General features: G+C 41.3%; 17 protein-coding genes. 13 read left to right on the top strand and 4 right to left on the bottom strand.

The window, feature by feature from the left end:
- Window positions 1-82 precede the first annotated feature (82 nt).
- The 10 genes from AC1DO4_RS17040 to AC1DO4_RS16995 all read left to right on the top strand — a co-directional run bounded on the left by AC1DO4_RS17040 (window position 83) and on the right by AC1DO4_RS16995 (window position 9,215).
- Entirely contained in the window at window positions 83-619 is a 537-nt protein-coding gene (locus tag AC1DO4_RS17040) for a T9SS type A sorting domain-containing protein (protein ID WP_477417927.1), read from the top strand.
- Window positions 620-958: 339 nt separating this feature from the next.
- Window positions 959-1,570, top strand: coding sequence for a fumarylacetoacetate hydrolase family protein (locus tag AC1DO4_RS17035; RefSeq protein WP_477417925.1), 612 nt, complete (start codon window positions 959-961; stop codon window positions 1,568-1,570).
- Between the two features lie 2 nt (window positions 1,571-1,572).
- Entirely contained in the window at window positions 1,573-3,291 is a 1,719-nt protein-coding gene (locus tag AC1DO4_RS17030; protein WP_477417923.1) for a M23 family metallopeptidase, read from the top strand.
- Window positions 3,292-3,303: 12 nt separating this feature from the next.
- Window positions 3,304-3,765, top strand: a complete 462-nt coding sequence (bcp, locus tag AC1DO4_RS17025) for a thioredoxin-dependent thiol peroxidase (RefSeq protein WP_477406777.1) — start codon at window positions 3,304-3,306, stop codon at window positions 3,763-3,765.
- A 56-nt stretch (window positions 3,766-3,821) separates the two neighbouring features.
- Entirely contained in the window at window positions 3,822-4,667 is an 846-nt protein-coding gene (locus AC1DO4_RS17020) for a transketolase (RefSeq protein ID WP_477417921.1), read from the top strand.
- Between the two features lie 102 nt (window positions 4,668-4,769).
- Window positions 4,770-5,744: a transketolase family protein gene (locus AC1DO4_RS17015; protein WP_477406773.1), complete on the top strand. Its 975-nt coding sequence runs from the start codon at window positions 4,770-4,772 to the stop codon at window positions 5,742-5,744.
- A 16-nt stretch (window positions 5,745-5,760) separates the two neighbouring features.
- Window positions 5,761-6,315 carry an RNA polymerase sigma factor gene (locus tag AC1DO4_RS17010; RefSeq protein WP_477406771.1) on the top strand — a complete coding sequence of 185 codons (555 nt, stop codon included), beginning with the start codon at window positions 5,761-5,763 and terminating at the stop codon, window positions 6,313-6,315.
- A 60-nt stretch (window positions 6,316-6,375) separates the two neighbouring features.
- The gene (locus AC1DO4_RS17005) at window positions 6,376-7,308 is read left to right on the top strand and encodes a hypothetical protein (protein WP_477417919.1); all 933 of its coding nucleotides are present in this window, start codon (window positions 6,376-6,378) and stop codon (window positions 7,306-7,308) included.
- Window positions 7,309-7,321: 13 nt separating this feature from the next.
- Complete coding sequence (locus AC1DO4_RS17000) at window positions 7,322-7,801, top strand: hypothetical protein (RefSeq protein WP_477417917.1); 480 nt, start codon at window positions 7,322-7,324, stop codon at window positions 7,799-7,801.
- 223 nt (window positions 7,802-8,024) lie between these two features.
- Window positions 8,025-9,215: an aspartate aminotransferase family protein gene (locus AC1DO4_RS16995; protein WP_477417915.1), complete on the top strand. Its 1,191-nt coding sequence runs from the start codon at window positions 8,025-8,027 to the stop codon at window positions 9,213-9,215.
- On the opposite strand, the gene AC1DO4_RS16990 is transcribed toward AC1DO4_RS16995, so the two are convergent.
- A complete protein-coding gene (locus tag AC1DO4_RS16990) occupies window positions 9,200-9,379 on the bottom strand; it encodes a hypothetical protein (RefSeq protein WP_477417913.1) in 180 nt (59 codons plus the stop codon). The genes AC1DO4_RS16995 and AC1DO4_RS16990 overlap by 16 nt on opposite strands.
- A gap of 89 nt (window positions 9,380-9,468) precedes the next feature.
- On the opposite strand from AC1DO4_RS16990, the gene AC1DO4_RS16985 reads away from it, so the two are divergent.
- Both AC1DO4_RS16985 and AC1DO4_RS16980 read left to right on the top strand, forming a co-directional pair.
- Complete coding sequence (locus AC1DO4_RS16985) at window positions 9,469-11,745, top strand: glycosyltransferase family 4 protein (protein ID WP_477417911.1); 2,277 nt, start codon at window positions 9,469-9,471, stop codon at window positions 11,743-11,745.
- Window positions 11,746-12,765, top strand: coding sequence for a glycosyltransferase family 4 protein (locus AC1DO4_RS16980; RefSeq protein WP_477417909.1), 1,020 nt, complete (start codon window positions 11,746-11,748; stop codon window positions 12,763-12,765).
- 101 nt (window positions 12,766-12,866) lie between these two features.
- On the opposite strand, the gene AC1DO4_RS16975 is transcribed toward AC1DO4_RS16980, so the two are convergent.
- From AC1DO4_RS16975 to AC1DO4_RS16965, 3 genes are all read right to left on the bottom strand, one after another.
- Window positions 12,867-13,280: a hypothetical protein gene (locus AC1DO4_RS16975; RefSeq protein WP_477417907.1), complete on the bottom strand. Its 414-nt coding sequence runs from the start codon at window positions 13,278-13,280 to the stop codon at window positions 12,867-12,869.
- Between the two features lie 536 nt (window positions 13,281-13,816).
- On the bottom strand, window positions 13,817-14,677 hold the full coding sequence (locus AC1DO4_RS16970; protein WP_477417905.1) for an alpha-1,2-fucosyltransferase: 861 nt from the start codon (window positions 14,675-14,677) through the stop codon (window positions 13,817-13,819).
- Window positions 14,678-14,736: 59 nt separating this feature from the next.
- The gene (locus tag AC1DO4_RS16965; RefSeq protein ID WP_477406143.1) at window positions 14,737-16,206 is read right to left on the bottom strand and encodes a glycoside hydrolase family 130 protein; all 1,470 of its coding nucleotides are present in this window, start codon (window positions 16,204-16,206) and stop codon (window positions 14,737-14,739) included.
- A 192-nt stretch (window positions 16,207-16,398) separates the two neighbouring features.
- On the opposite strand from AC1DO4_RS16965, the gene AC1DO4_RS16960 reads away from it, so the two are divergent.
- Window positions 16,399-17,076 carry a response regulator transcription factor gene (locus tag AC1DO4_RS16960; RefSeq protein ID WP_477417903.1) on the top strand — a complete coding sequence of 226 codons (678 nt, stop codon included), beginning with the start codon at window positions 16,399-16,401 and terminating at the stop codon, window positions 17,074-17,076.
- Window positions 17,077-17,083 lie beyond the last annotated feature (7 nt).

The raw sequence follows: 17,083 nt of genomic DNA, 5'->3' as shown, positions 1-17,083 counted from the left end.
AATTTTGTTAAAAAGTTTTACAAAAACGTCATTTTCTTAGGTCATCAGGGCATTATTTATACTTTTGTAAGGAATCTTAATAATGAGGCGAAAAATTACTTATTCTTTTACTTACACACATGCATGGCTCATATTAGTTGCGATGGCAACTTTTATGAATTTTGCATTTGCTGACGGAGTTGCGCCTCATAGGGAAACTTATGCAAATAAGCTTAAAGGAGATACCACCTATCACGTAACTAAAACCAAGGGAGGTAAGCCCTCCTATTTAAAGAACGGTCTTCACCTGGCATTGCCACCGTTAAAACCTGCCGTAACATCAGCCGTAAAAGTGAATGTATCGCGCGCCGACGATAAATTGCTTAATGATGTGCAATTGTACCCAAACCCCGTAACCGACCAGCTTAACCTTAAATACTCCATTAGCCGTAACTCCAACGTAACCGTTAAAATAATGGATGTTTTGGGCAATGATATTACCACCGTGTTTAATCAAAGGGTTGAGGTGGGCGATCATAATATTACCTACTCTATTAACAACAAACTTAGCCGCGGCTTTTATTTTGTACGCGTAGTGGCCGGTACCGAATCGGTTATTAAACGGATCTCGGTTTTGTAGACTTTCTAAATTGCTTGTAAATTTAAATTCGCGCAAAAACGTAGGACAATTTTGACAACACCTGCTATCCGGGCTATGCGCTCATACTGCGCAGGCCTTAATCCGCCAACGGGGAGGCGGTATGCGCTTCTATCCCTAGGTTATGTTAAATGATATCCTTTCGTTCCCATAAAACATTTCCGTAGCAGAGTCCGTAAATGCACAATGCGGAGTCGAATTTCACCCCCCCTTTCAAGAGTAAATTCGCACATTTCCGTCGCTTGCATTTGGTTATTTCCTACTCTCGCACTACCACAAACCCATCAATTTTTTTAGCTTTGGCGTTTATAGCATTTCCATATGAAAATAATTGCCATTGGCCGCAACTATGCCGAACATGCCAAAGAATTGAATAACCCTGTACCTGCAACCCCGGTTATTTTCATGAAACCGGATACTGCCATTATAAAAGATAACAAGCCTTTTTATCACCCCGATTTTTCGGAAGATATCCACCACGAGATCGAAATAGTGCTCAAAATAAGCAAGGAGGGCAAATATATTGGCGAAAAATTTGCCGCAGGTTATTACGAAGAAATTGGTTTAGGTATTGATTTTACCGCCCGCGATGTACAAAGCCGTCATAAAGAAAAAGGCCTCCCCTGGGAACTGGCCAAGGCTTTTGATGGTTCGGCGCCAATTAGCGCATTTGTGCCAAAAGCAAAGTTTACCAACATCTATAATATCAACTTTAAGCTGGATGTAAACGGCGAAACCCGTCAGCAGGGTAATACCGGCAATTTGCTTTTCTCTTTTGAAAGCATTATAGCCTTTGTATCCAAACACATCACCCTAAAAAAAGGCGACCTGATTTTTACCGGCACCCCGACAGGTGTAAGCAAAGTAAAGCCAGGCGACAGGCTTGAAGGTTATTTAGAGGATGAGAAAATGCTTGATTTTTACGTTAAATAAGCATGATTAAAAAAAGAACTATTGTTATCTGCGCCTTGTGCATAGGCCTTTGTTTAAATTTACCGGCGCAAACTACTATCATCCAAAGCAGGCCGTACCCTCAAAATTATTTTCGCTATCCGCTTGATCTGCCCCCTACTACGGCTGGTTCATTTGGCGAGTTAAGGCCACAGCATTTCCACTCCGGGCTCGATTTTAAAACCAACCAGCGCACAGGCTACCCGGTATATGCCGCAAATGACGGCTATATTTCAAGGGTGCGGGTTCAGTTTGGCGGTTTTGGGCGGGCTATTTATATTACCCATCCCAATGGATATACTACCGTTTATGGTCACCTGCAAAGCTTTACACCAGCGGTTGCAGGTTTGATAAAAGCTTACCAGTACGAGCATCAAACCTTTGAGGCCGACTTTAAATTAAGCCCGGCCCAGGTGCCTGTTTGTAAGGATGAAGTTGTAGCCATATCGGGTAATGCAGGTGCATCTGCCGGTCCTCATGTACATTTCGAGATCAGGGATACACAAACCGAAGAAACCATCAACCCGCAATTGTTTGGCTTAACTATTCCGGACAAAGTGCCCCCCACCATCACTTCCATAGGTATTTATCACCTTAACGGCAATCCATTCAGCGAAAAAACACAGCGTGAATTTATGGCCGTTAACGGGGCAAATGGTAATTATCACTTAACAAAACCCCAGGTATTACATTTAAGCGGCAATATTGGTTTCGGTATAAATACAACCGATATGAACAGTACATCTGCAAATCATAATGGTATTTATTCACTGGAGCTGAAACTGGATGGCCAAACAGTATATACCTTTGCAGTTGAACGCTTTGCGTTCGATCAAACCCACGCCATTAATGCCTATATCGATTATCCTGCTTTTACCTCATCGCACCGGTGGATGCAGAAATGCTTTATTATGCCAGGCAGCCATATTTCGCTTTACCCGCAATCTATCAACAGGGGTATTATAACCTTTAATGATAATGCAATACATGAAGTTGAATACCTTGTAAAAGATGTAGCTGGTAATACGTCATCATTAAAATTAAAAGTACAGGCAAGTCAGTTCAACGCTGCTGTCAATAAAATAGCAGGTACTTTATTTCACTATGATAAAAAAAGCGAGTTTAGTACCGATAAGGTAAAAGTGACCGTTATGCCCGGCAATTTATATGACGACCTGGATTTTGTCTACTCCAATTCACCAAAACCGGTTTCAGCGTATTCATCGGTACACCATATCCATAACCGCTTAACCCCAATTCATGATAGTTATGAGCTTTGGATAAAGCCCGAAGCCGATTTAAGTAAGTATGCCGATAAAGCAGTTATTGTAAGCACTGCGGGCTTTTGCCAGGGCGGTTATTATCAGGATGGCTGGGTAAAATCGCAGCTGAGTAGTTTTGGCGATTTTTATATCAAGCTGGACACTATACCACCGGTAATACGCCCGCTAAATATCAGCAACGGCAGTAATATGAAAATGGCCCGCAGCATTAATTTTAGGATAAGCGATAACCTTTCGGGCATAAAAAGCTACATTGGAACCATTGACGATAAATGGGTTTTAATGGAATTGGATTATAAAAGTAAAATTCTAAGTTATACCTTTAGCGGCGATATTGCATCTGGTAAACACGTATTTAAGCTTACCGTTGCCGATAACAAAAATAATTTTGCAGATTTTACCGCAGATTTTTACCGATAAACAACCCAAACAATGTCAATATTAAAAGAAGGCGATAAAGCCCCGGATTTTATAGCAAAAGACCAGAACGGGAAAACCGTTTCATTAGCTGATTATAAAGGCAAAAACGTGATCCTTTATTTTTACCCGAAAGATGATACTCCCGGCTGCACGGCCGAATCATGTGATTTCAGAGATAACTATCAATCGCTGCTGAGCAAGGGCTACGAGGTGATTGGTGTAAGTACCGATGACGAAAAATCGCACAAAAAATTCGAGACCAAATATAGCCTGCCTTTTACGTTGATAGCCGATAACGAAAAGGCAATTGTTGAAGCCTATGGCGTTTGGGTTGAGAAAAACAATTACGGCAAACAGTACATGGGCACCGCCCGCACCACCTTTATAATTAATGGCGATGGCATTATTGCCCACCTGATTAGTAAAGTAGATACCAAGAACTCATCACAACAAGTGCTCGACTTAGTAAAATAAGTGTTAAAAGAACAATAATTATTTTTACTTTAGCAGCTCAGTTCCCTAAATTTATAATGAAATCAACTATTAAAGACTTAGAAAAAACCGCGTCACAGATCAGGCGCGACATTGTACGCATGGTACATGGTTGTCAATCTGGCCACCCGGGTGGTTCATTAGGTTGCACAGAGTATTTTACCGCCCTGTATTTTGAGGCGATGAACCACGATCCTAAATTTAATATGGATGGTATTGGCGAAGACCTTTTCTTTTTATCAAACGGCCACATTTCGCCGGTGTTTTACAGCACTTTGGCGCATGCGGGCTACTATGATAAAGCCGAAATGGCAACCTTCCGTAAGCTTAATTCGCGCTTACAGGGCCACCCTACCACACATGAGCATTTACCGGGTGTACGTATTGCTTCCGGCTCATTAGGCCAGGGCTTATCTGTGGCTATCGGCGCTGCTTTGGCTAAAAAGCTAAATGGCGATAAAAGCCTGGTTTATACACTACATGGTGATGGCGAATTACAGGAAGGACAAATTTGGGAAGCAGCAATGTTTGCGCCGCATAACCAGGTAGATAACCTGATATCAACTATTGATGTAAACGGCCAGCAAATTGATGGACCAACCAAACTTGTTTTATCACTTGGCGATTTACATGCCAAATGGGAAGCTTTTGGATGGGATGTTTTGGAAATGAAAGGCAATGACATGGCTGATGTGGTTAAAACTTTGGCATTGGCTAAAAGCCGCAGCGGTAATGGTAAACCTATCATGATATTAATGCACACCGAAATGGGTTATGGCGTTGATTTTATGGTTGGCAGCCACAAATGGCATGGTGTTGCTCCAAACGATGAGCAACTGAAATTAGCACTGGCTCAACTGGAAGAAACTTTGGGCGATTATTAAGCCCCCCGGCTCCCCTAAAGGGGAGCGAAAATAAATAACTATCATTAACCACAATTAAACAAAGTAGCCCTCTCTTTTGGAGAGGGTTGAGTGAGGCCTCTCATGAAAAAATATACTTACACAGAAAAAAAAGATACCCGCTCGGGCTTTGGCGCCGGGTTGCTGGAAGCCGGCAGAAAAAACGACCAGGTGGTTGCACTTTGCGCCGACCTTATAGGTTCGTTAAAAATGAATGATTTTATTAAGGAATTTCCTGAGCGTTTTGTACAGGTGGGTATTGCCGAAGCAAACATGATGTGTATTGCTGCAGGTATGACCATTGGTGGTAAAATACCTTTTACAGGTACTTTTGCCAACTTCTCAACCGGTAGGGTTTACGATCAGATTCGCCAATCAATAGCGTACTCTAACAAAAACGTTAAAGTTTGCGCATCGCACGCCGGTTTAACTTTAGGCGAGGATGGTGCAACACACCAGATACTGGAAGATATCGGCCTGATGAAAATGCTGCCGGGGATGACGGTTATCAACACTTGTGATTATAACCAAACCAAAGCTGCCACTATGGCAATTGCCGAATATGAAGGCCCGGTTTACCTGCGTTTTGGCCGCCCGGTTGTTCCTATTTTTACAGATCCTGATCAAAAATTCGAGATTGGAAAAGCATGGATGGTGAATGAAGGGGCCGATGTTAGTATATTTGCAACCGGTCACCTGGTATGGCAGGCAATTTTGGCAGGCGAGATACTGGCAGAGCAAGGCATTGATGCCGAGATTATTAACATCCATACTATTAAACCTTTGGATGCCGAAGCAGTATTAAAATCGGTAGCAAAAACGGGTTGCGTGGTTACTGCCGAAGAGCATAACCGTTTAGGTGGATTAGGCGATAGCATAGCACAGGTTTTAGCTACACATAACCCTACCCCGCAAGAATACATCGCTGTAAATGATAGCTTTGGCGAAAGCGGCACACCTGAGCAACTGATGACCAAATACGGCCTTGATGCAGAACATATTGTGCTTGCCGCAAAAAAGGTTATCGAAAGAAAACAAAAATGCTTAATTAGCATTTAACTATAAAAATTATAAAATGTCGGTGCAGGTTGAAGATTCAGAGATTTTAAGCAAGTTCCAGGACGAAAAAACGCGTAACGAAGCGTTTAACCTGTTGCTTAAAAAATACCAGCAAAAAATTTACTGGCACGTTCGCCGAATGGTAATTGACCATGACGACGCGGATGATCTTACCCAGGATGTTTTTGTAAAAGTTTGGAAAAACCTGTTGGGTTTTAGAAACGATGCGCAACTTTATACCTGGATGTACCGCATAGCATCCAACGAATGCATTACTTTTTTGAACAAGAAAAAACAAAAAAATAATGTTTCGTTGGATGATGTTGCTTATGAACTGGCCGATACACTGGCCGATTCGACCTACTTTAACGGCGACGCGGCACAACGCAAATTACAGGAGGCGTTGCTAACGCTGCCAGAAAAACAGAAACTCGTATTCAATATGAAATATTATGAGGATATGAAGTATGAAGAGATTTCGGCAGTGCTGGGTACAAGTGTAGGTGCTTTAAAAGCATCCTTTCACCTTGCAGTTAAAAAAATAGAGACTTATTTGCTTTCTAAAGATTAATTCAGAATTAATTCAGATTTACGTTAAACCTTTTAGCACTTTGTTCATCTATAGTTATGTATGAAAAGCGATATGGACAATAGGGAATGGCTGGATGATTATACATCACTTAAACAGGTAAACACAAACAACCCGTTTATGGTGCCGTCTGGCTATTTCAATGAATTAGCGCAGCACATAACATCACGCATTAGGCTGGAAGAGCTAAAAATCTCATCTACAGGGTTTGCCGTTCCTGAAAATTACTTTGAACAATTAAGCAGCAACATACAAAGTCGTGTAAATATTGAATCGGCTTTAGGTACCGGGAACACCGGCTTTACTACCCCTCCCAATTTTTTTGAGGAACAGGCAGGCAATATCCAAAGCAGGATTACCATTGAACAATACGTGAATAATGAAGCTGAAAGCTTTAGCATTCCCGAAAATTATTTTGAAGAGCTGGGCACTAACATCCAAAGCAGGATTGCAGTGGAGGAACTTTTAAATAACCAGGATGAAGGTTTTACGATTCCCGAAGGTTATTTTGATGAGCTGGGCAACAATATTCAAAGCAGGATTGCAGTGGAGGAGCTTTTAAATGAGGAAAGCTTTACTGTGCCGGCAAATTATTTTGAGCAGCTTAACCAAAGCATTTTAAATAAAACTGTTAACCAGGTTGAAGAAGTTGCCCAGGTGATTAACCTGCAGGCTACAGTTCAAAAGAGAGGCGTTATTCGCAAAATGTTTGCTTCGGCTACCTTTAGGTATGCTACTGCGGCTTGTTTTGCTTTAATTCTTGGCATAGGTGTAGTTTTGAAAAGCCCGACACCTGCAGATCATAACCACTCTTACCTGCACCAGGAGTTATCAACTGTGCCTGTAGCCGAAATTAAAAACTACCTGCAATTGCATATGGATGCGAGCGATACCCGTACACTGATGGATGGCTCACAAAAAATTAACAGCGAGAGTTTGGACGAAGATCTGTCGGATTATATAGATACTAATTAATTAAGGAGTTTTAATGGGTAAGTTAATCAGGCATATTTTTTTAATACTATTTATTATAGCTGCCGGTCTTGAATCCTACGCGCAGGTTAACAACCTGGCACCGGCCAGGCAGAACGCCGCACGCCCTAAGAAAAATGGAATGGGCGCTAAGCTTGAGGCCGCACGCAACAATTTTATCAGCAAACAGCTTGATCTTAGTGACCGTGAATCAACTAAGTTTTGGCCGCTATACCGCCAATATCAACAGGAGCTAACTGCTGTACGCATCTTAAAACGTTTAAACAACTCCAGTGCCTCCTCTAATGGTACAGAGCAAATAGACAAGGAAATTTACTACGAAAGCCAGATGGTAGCTATACGCAAACGCTACCGGGACTCTTTTTCAAAAATACTTCCACCCGAAAAAGTAAGCAAGCTTTACAAAAGCGAACAGGAATTTAACGACGAACTCATTAAACAACTCAGCGAACGCAGCGAACGGGCGGGGAATTAGTCATTAGTCATTAGTCATTAGTCATTAGTCATTAGTCATTAGTCATTAGTCATTAGTCATTAGTCATTAGTCATTAGTCATTAGTCATTAGTCATTAGTCATTAGGGGGAATTGCCGGCGATTTGTTTTGTTTTAGATTTCTCACATTAAAAGTTCACTGGCATTACCTCACAATTAACTTATCTTTGGGCCAATAACTCAAGACTTAGAAACTAATACTTTTATGCCTACCCTACGTCAGCTTTTTTTGGCTAATAACGCGCAAACAACCAATTTCCCTTTATTACTGGAATTTGAGCGTGCCGAGGGTATTTATATGTACGATGCAGCGGGCAAGGCCTTTATTGACCTCATCTCGGGCATTGGCGTAAGCAGTTTGGGGCACGGCAATCCATACGTAAAAGAGGCCATTAAACAACAGGTTGATAAATACATGCACCTGATGGTTTATGGCGAGTTTGTACAAACACCGCAAGTACGCTTTGCCGAAAAGCTGGTGTCATTGCTTCCTGTGAACCTGCAATCAGTTTATTTTACCAACTCGGGCGCCGAGGCCGTTGAAGGGGCCTTAAAACTGGCCAAGCGTTTTACCGGCAGGCAGCAAATAGTAGCCTTTCATAATTCGTACCATGGCAGTTCGCACGGGGCCTTAAGTGTAATGGGTAACGAGGAATTTAAGCAGGCCTACCGGCCTTTGCTGCCTGGTGTTACCTTTATCCGGTTTAATAACGCCGACGATCTGCCGCATATAACCGATGAAACCGCCTGTGTTATTGTTGAAACCATACAAGGTGAGGCTGGCATCAGGGTACCTGACATTGCCTACATGCAGGCTTTGCGCAAACGGTGTGATGAAACAGGCACACTGCTTATTTTAGATGAGATACAGGCTGCGTTTGGCCGTACAGGTAAACTTTTTGCTTTTGAGCATTTTGGCATTGTGCCCGATATATTGTTACTGGCAAAAGCCCTGGGGGGAGGAATGCCCATCGGCGCTTTTATATCATCCAACAATATAATGGATTCCTTAAAAGAAAACCCTATCTTAGGCCATATTACCACCTTTGGTGGCCACCCGGTATGCTGCGCAGCAGGACTGGCCGCCCTGGAAGTTTTGATTAATGACGACCTGGCATCGGGCGTAGCCGAAAAGGAAACCCAGTTACGCAAGTTGCTGGTTCACCCGGCCATAAAGGAAATTCGGGGAAAAGGGCTCATGCTGGCCATCGAACTTGAAGATTTTGAACTTAATAAAAAAATAATTGACCGCTGTATTGAAAATGGCGTAATAACTGACTGGTTTTTGCATTGCAGCAATTCTATGCGCCTTGCCCCGCCACTCATCATCAAACCTGGTGAAATTGAAAAAGCGTGTGAGGTAATTATAGAAGCCATAAACTACTGCACAGCCTGATCTGTAAGCAATATTCTCCATTTGCTGCTGGTAACTTTTAGGTCATCAATATTAAATAATACCTTATAAAATTTAGTTTTAATTAAATTGGTATGGTTTATGCATTTATCCACATAGCCATAAAAATACGCTGCAGGCGCCTCTATCTTTATAATCAAGAGCACTAATGCCCTTTTTTATAGCCACCGGAGTAAACAAACAATTAAAAATTGATGTTTTTTCTGTACCACAGTTTTTAATATTTCTACCAAACATGAAAATAGCATATATATCTACCTATCCTCCCCGCGAATGCGGTTTAGCCACATTTAATCAAAATTTAATGTGTGCTATCAACGCGAACTTTCCTGAAAGGACATCACTGTTACAAGGCGGCTTTGTTGTTGCTTTAAATGATTCGGAAAGCGTCCAGGAATACGAGTATCCCGAGGAGGTAAAATACGTTATCCGTCAAAATCACCAAAAGGACTATATCAAGGCAGCCAATTATATCAACACCAGCAATGCTGATGTTTGTATTATGGAACATGAGTTTGGCATTTATGGTGGCGAAAGCGGCATTTACATATTGCCATTGATAAACCGGTTAGAGAAACCTTTAATATCCATACTGCATACCATATTAAAAGATCCCAGCTATGTTCAGCGCATCATCATCCGTGAAATTGCCGAGCAATCTTCAAAGATCATCGTAATGAGTCATCGGGCTGTAGAGTTTTTAACTTGTATTTATGAGATCCCCGCCGAAAAGATCCAGATCATTGAGCATGGTGTGCCGGATATAGAAGCGCTGGAAGAAAACCCGGTAAAAAATCTCAGCACATTTAAAAACCACCGGGTAATGCTAACATTTGGTTTACTAAGCCGCAATAAAGGATTAGAAACCGTTATAAAAGCCTTACCTAAAATTGTAGCTAAACATCCCGATGTGATGTACGTGATATTGGGGAACACACACCCTGGCGTTATCAAAAGTTCGGGCGAAGAATACCGCGATCACCTGAAATCATTGGCCGCGCAATTAGGTGTATCACAAAACCTTGCGTTCATCAACAAATTTGTCCCGGAGGAAGAACTGATAAATTACCTTACTGCCTGCGAATTATATGTCACCCCCTACCTGAACGAGGCACAGATTACCAGCGGCACCTTATCATACGCTGTAGGTGCAGGTGCTGCCGTTGTATCAACCCCATACTGGCACGCTACCGAACTTTTAGCTGATAACCGCGGAAGGTTGTTTGATTTTAAAAACTCCGAAGCGCTTGCCGAAACCGTAATTGAATTGCTGGACCAGGACCGCGTTTTACTGGAATTAAAAGAAAACGCCTATCAATATGGCCTCCACCTGCGCTGGCCGGTAATTGGTTCCGAATTTATTAAAGCAGCACAGGAATCGGTTTCAAGGTTTGATTTTAGTGACAAAATATTAAAGAATAGCATTGTTGACCCCGAAATACTCCCTAAATTCAGTTTAACACATGTATTGCGTTTAACCGATGATACCGGTATAGTACAGCATGCCAAATATGGTATCCCCAATTTAAAAGAGGGCTATTGTTTGGATGATAACGCACGTGCACTCATTATGGCGCTGATGGCTTACCAGCGCAATAAAAGCAACGAAGCTTTTGAATTGCTCCCTATCTACCTAAGCTATATTCACTACATGCAAACCGATGACGGTAACTTCCGTAACTTCCTAAGCTTTGACAGGCGCTACCTGGATGAGGTGGGTTCTGAGGACTCATTCGGGCGCACCATTTGGTCATTAGGTTATTTGATAAGTTGCGCAGCCAGTAATTCATACAGGGAGTTTGCATTAGAGATCTTCCATAAATCGATACCGCATTTTGCAGCATTAAAACATTTACGGGGAGTGGCCAACACTATTATTGGTGTAAGTTTGTATTTAAAGGTTTTCCCTACAGACGAAAGTATGGTAAAAATGTTGGCCGACCTTACTCAACCACTTATAGATGCATATGAAAACACGCAATCAGATGACTGGCAATGGTTCGAAGAAAAAATGACCTATGATAACGCCATACTACCGCTTGCACTTTTGCATTCCTGCGAAATTACAGGTAACGATAATGCCAAAAGAATAGCGCTTACAACCATGGCATTTTTAGATAAGCTAACCCTATCTAACGGTTATTTAAGCCCGGTTGGTAACGATGGCTGGTATTATCGTGGCGGTACCTTCCCTACGTTTGATCAGCAGGCCATTGAAACTATGGCCATGGTGTTGATGCATTTCCAGGCTTACCAGATCTTCAGGGTACCGCAATATGTTGAAAAAATGTTCCTGTGCTACAAATGGTTCCTGGGCGAAAACACGCTGCGCGCCCCTTTGTATGACCATGAAACCAAAGGTTGTTGCGATGGCTTGCTGCCAAAAGGCATTAACCGTAACCAGGGTGCCGAAAGTACGCTGGCTTACCTGATATCGCATTTAACTGTGTTGAAAGCCTTTGAGCTGGAATACGAATACAACAAATATGGGCAAAAACTGGAGATCTGCTAAATGAAGGTAGCTGTTTTAGCACCTGTAGCCTGGCGCACACCACCCAGGCATTACGGGCCATGGGAACAAATTGCATCAAATATTGCCGAAGGGTTAATAAAGCGGGGTATTGAAGTTACACTTTTTGCCACGGCCGATTCTGTAACCGCAGGTAAACTGGATGCCGTTTGTGCAGCAGGTTATGAGGAAGACCGCAGCCAGGATGCCAAAGTACTGGAGTGCCTGCACATAAGTAACCTGATGGAAAAAGCCGGCGGGTTTGATATTATTCACAACAATTTTGATTTTTTGCCACTTACTTATTCGGGGCTCATCAAAACACCCGTTATCACTACCATACATGGTTTTTCATCATCAAAGATCATCCCGGTTTATAAAAAGTATAACCACATAGGTAATTATGTATCCATCAGCAATGCAGATCGCAACCCGGAGCTTAACTACATGGCAACGGTTTATAACGGCCTGGATACCCGCGATTTTGAATTTTATGAAAAGCCGGAGGATTATCTGCTTTACTTTGGCCGCATTCATCCGGACAAAGGCACAGCCCAAGCGATCCAAATAGCTCAAAAAAGTAACCGCAGGCTGCTCATAGCGGGTATTATACAGGATGCGATTTACTACCGCGAAAAGATAGAGCCTTTTTTATCTGGTGAAATAGAATATGTTGGCCATGCCGGGCCGGATAAACGTAGAGCACTTTTAGGTAAAGCCGCTGCCTTGTTACACCCCATCAGTTTTAATGAACCATTCGGAATGAGTGTGGCCGAAGCTATGCTTTGCGGTACGCCGGTAATTGCATTTAATAAAGGATCGATGCCGGAGCTGATAAGGCATGCACAGACAGGCTTTTTAGTTAATACGGTTGATGAAGCGGTTGAAGCAGTGGCACAACTGGGTGAAATCAAAAGGATTGATTGCTATAATTGGGCAGATTCCCGGTTTTCAAGCGATAAGATGGTGGCAGATTATTTAGAATTATATGAGAAGATACTGGCTGGAAAACAAGATAGCTGAAAGCGTGCATAGTGACGAAAAAAGCCATAAACAAGCTAATGCGGTACTTTTTAAAGTATCACAATACTAAAAAGGGCTTTAAGCTTTTAACCCGTAAACTATCACCCGGCATCCCTTATCAATCCGTTTTCATCGGAAGAATTACCTGACTCTGGCTGATTTATAAAATCATTTAACGGCCTTATTTTGGTTTCGCCAAGCAGTGGATAAGTGTTCTCGGTAACTTCCTCCTGAACTTCTTCCTGCTGGTGTTGCAAAACTTCGGCTTTACGGGCATAGCTGTAACCTAATTTTTTGTTTTCTTCTTCAATAAAATTGAACAGATCGCCAAGGCATGAATAAACCGACTGCAAATATTTGTAGTTGGTTGAAGTAAGAGACTTGCCTAAGTCTTCAGGGCCCTTTCCAGGCTCACAAAAATTAAGTTTGGTAATAATACCATTAATCAGCTCAACTTCAAATTTGCCCTCATTGTGCCAGGTTAAGCTGTTTTTTATTTCTCTAAAATGATCCATTGTTTTATAAGTTTTTAATCATATAATAAATTATAACGCGCACTGTAAAATTAAATAGGGCCACCTTTATTATTACATCAATGGATATGCCAAACTCGTGTTTTTTTTAAAAATTTTTACTAACCTGTCATATTGAATTGCAATGCCATTTTTGAAAATGAACGACAAGAAACCAGGATACAAAGTTGAAATAACGGCTTATTATTTAGGATGGTTATGGAAGGCCGAAAGCAGAACGAAACATGCGGCATAGCTATTGAGCAATTTAGCAGGGTTTAACAAACACATTATAAATTGATGACAACGATTTATAGTTACATTTTTTGCCCCCGATCAAGAAACTCCTTAAATGGGGGCCTCCAGAATTAATCATTTTCATAACTTGCTGTTAATTAAGCCACAACATACATCGCAGTTAAAGCTCCTAAGCCTTAGTAATTACGTTCGAAATCAGAAAAAGGTGACCGCAAAGAATTTGCTATTGAGATTTTTGAGAAGTTTACACTTAAAAAAATCAGTACTGTCTGGCGATAGGGTTAATCAAAAAACTCCTTAAACGAATTAATGGTGATTTTCTCGTCCGCCGATTCCATGTAGTAAGCAGGTACGGTGTTGTATAATGATGCCCAGCCTGTAAATGTGCTTGGGGGGCCAAATATATAGTTGCATTCGGCAAGCAAATATAAATCGACAATTGCCGGCCGTTCGGCAATGACTGTTTTGAAACCGCTAAACTCGTTCGTGTCAAGCTTTTCCTGTGAACATATAATAAACACGCATTGTTTCCCCACAAAAAGCTGTTCTACTTCGCGCATTTTGTTAATATATACTTGGTTGTTATAAAACCATTTGCCACCGTTAAAATCGATATAATCGCCACGCCTTATGTGTACGCCTATTAATATATTACCCACGCTACGTGCCAAATCAATATTGTGCTTTACCGCTTCCTTGAATTCTTCCTTTGGCGAAAACAGGTTCCTGATTTCGGGCAGATATTTTTTAAAATTTGTATAATCCCTGTAAACCCATCCTTCGGGTACTACAACCTGGTGTCGCACCAATTTTAAAAATGCGGGAGCATTCATATCATATTGTGATAGCTGCAGATCATTTTCGGGAATGGAATGAAAAACAAGGCCAGGAAATTTAACCCTGAGTTTTAACGCAACAGCGTGAAGCTTATTTAAAATTTTGTTTATTATATTTTGCCATGTGCCCTGCGGGGTGATGATTACTTTAAGTGTATTATCAGCTACCGGAGTAAACAGTTCATAAAACTCGGGAAAACAGGTTATCAGTAATGAATAGTTATACGCTTTACTATTAGCAATAAAATACGAAAAAAAATGCAACCTGTTGGCCAGTTGGCCGCTTACCCGTTTTATTATAACCACCTAATTAATTTATTATATGTGGTTAAATTAGTACTATTTGACCTAATAACAAAAGCTGGTTATTCGCTTTTATCCTCTTTTAGCTTAGTTAACAGCTCCGCCAGGCTCACCTCGGCAAATGCAGTTGAGGAATCTGATACCCCATATGGGATAATCAGCTTGTCGTTGTGTATTATGGCACCACAGGAGTATAATACATTAGGCACATAGCCCTCGCGTTCATCACTATTGGGGATCAGGAGCGGCTCATGCAGGCGGCCTACTTCAATAGCCGGATCATCCAGCTTTAATAAACTTGCGCCCAATACATAGCGGCGCATAGGCCCTACGCCATGGGTTATTACGAGCCAGCCATCCTTAGTCTCTATAGGCGAACCGCAATTACCTATCTGGATAAATTCCCAGGTAAATTTAGGTTGCTGCAGCAGGATTGGCTTTTCCCATATATTTATCTTATCAGCGTACATGATGTAGTTGTTACAGCCATCAATACGGGATATCATTGCAAATTTGCCATTTATTTTACGCGGAAACAGGGCCAGGTTTTTATTTTGAGCACCTGCACCATATAAGGGCATTATTTTGAAATTATAAAAATCTGTGGTTTGCAACAGCTTAGGCATAATGAGCGAACCATCATAAGCAGTATAAGTAGCATAATAAACAGAACTGTCATCTTCATTAGTGAACTGAACAAAACGGGCATCCTCAATACCTTTACGCTCGTACTCAGATATGGGGAATATTACCCTATCGGAAATATCGGTATCTAATGAAAAAACAATCTCATAATATGAATCGGCCAGCCAAAGTATTTTATCATATTCCAGTTTTTTCATATCGCTTTCCTGTAGTCTTTGCGATTCGATAATGATGCGGCGCAGGTTGGCGTATTCAAAATGATGGTCGAGCTTTGATTCCAGCTCATTTAAAACATCAATATCTATCTGGGTTATGGCTGCTTTATCAAAAAAGAGTTTTTTATTATAAACCGCGTTGCGTACAATTTCGGCCTCATCGATATAATTACCCGCAGGTAAAATGGTAATATTATTAAACTTATCAATTAATCCACGGCGAAACGTGATAGATGAAATATGTCCCTCGCCTACCGCCCTGAAACTGATGATAACCCGGCGTTGTCCGTCTTCAAGTTCAGTCTGATCCGGATCCTCAACAATAGATGGATTAAAGAATGCAGCAGATTCTATAGAATATTCGTGTGTAAAATAAGAACCGATAAGCAATTTACGGCTAATTGTAAGCGTATCATAATCAATATTCAACTCTATAAATAGCGGTTTTAATTTGCTGCAATGACGATTTAAAACCCGGGTTATATTACGGTGACGTTTGGAGTATTCCTGCAACAGCGGCGATACAATACCAAAGGCAATTTCCTCGCTGATGCCCATTACGCGTTCTATTACTTCTTTAGCACGATCGTTACCATTGAAAAAGAATCTTGCAATTACTCGTTTGGGGTCGGGGTTAACTCTTATGGGTTTGCGTTCAATGGAAAGTCTCATATAAAAGAATAGTATTTACTTGGTAACAGCGTTTGGCTCAAATTGATTTTGGTAATTTTAAATAGACAAACGTAAATATTTTTATTAAAGTCTTAAAGGAAGCATATAATCTTAGTTGGCTATCTTTTCTCCTTTTTCTTTGTCAATAAGTCTTTTATCTTTTTATCTATACCTTTTGTAAATTGCGCGCTTATGAATGTATTAATTGTTGAAGACGAAAAAGGTTTGGCCCTTGAGGTTGATGAGTTTTTAAGCCACGAAGGGTTTACAGTTGAACACGCACGCACCAAAAGATCGGCAGAGGAAAAGATCTTTGTAAATAATTATGACTTTATCCTGCTTGATCTGGGCTTGCCTGATGGCGATGGTTTCGACCTTTTAAAGATGCTCAAAGGTTTAGATAAACGCGAGGATGCTGTTATTATCCTCACTGCCCGCGGCGCGGTTGACGATCGGGTATCGGGCCTGGAGCAAGGCGCCGATGATTACCTGGCTAAGCCGTTTTCTTTAAGCGAGCTGTTAGCCCGTATGCATGCCATTACCCGCCGCAAGCACCGGCTGGAAAGTAACGACATTAACATTAAAGGATTAAAAGTTAATATCCAGAATCGTACGGTGATGTATAATGAGGAGCGAATCAATCTTACCAAAAAGGAGTTCGAGATATTCAACTACCTTGTACTCAATAAAAACCGCGTAATATCACGCACTAACTTAACTGAACACGTTTGGGGCGATGTACTCGAGATAAACTCCGACTCGAACTTTGTGGATGTGCATGTAAAAAACCTGCGAAAAAAACTATCCCAATACATTCCTATCGATTGGTTTGAAACCGTAAGGAGCATTGGTTACCGAATAAATATTTAACCAAACA

It is taken from the genome of Mucilaginibacter sp. P5_A6, assembly GCF_056400585.1.
Note: the sequence above shows the minus strand (reverse complement) of the source record. Positions and strands in the feature narration are given on the sequence as shown.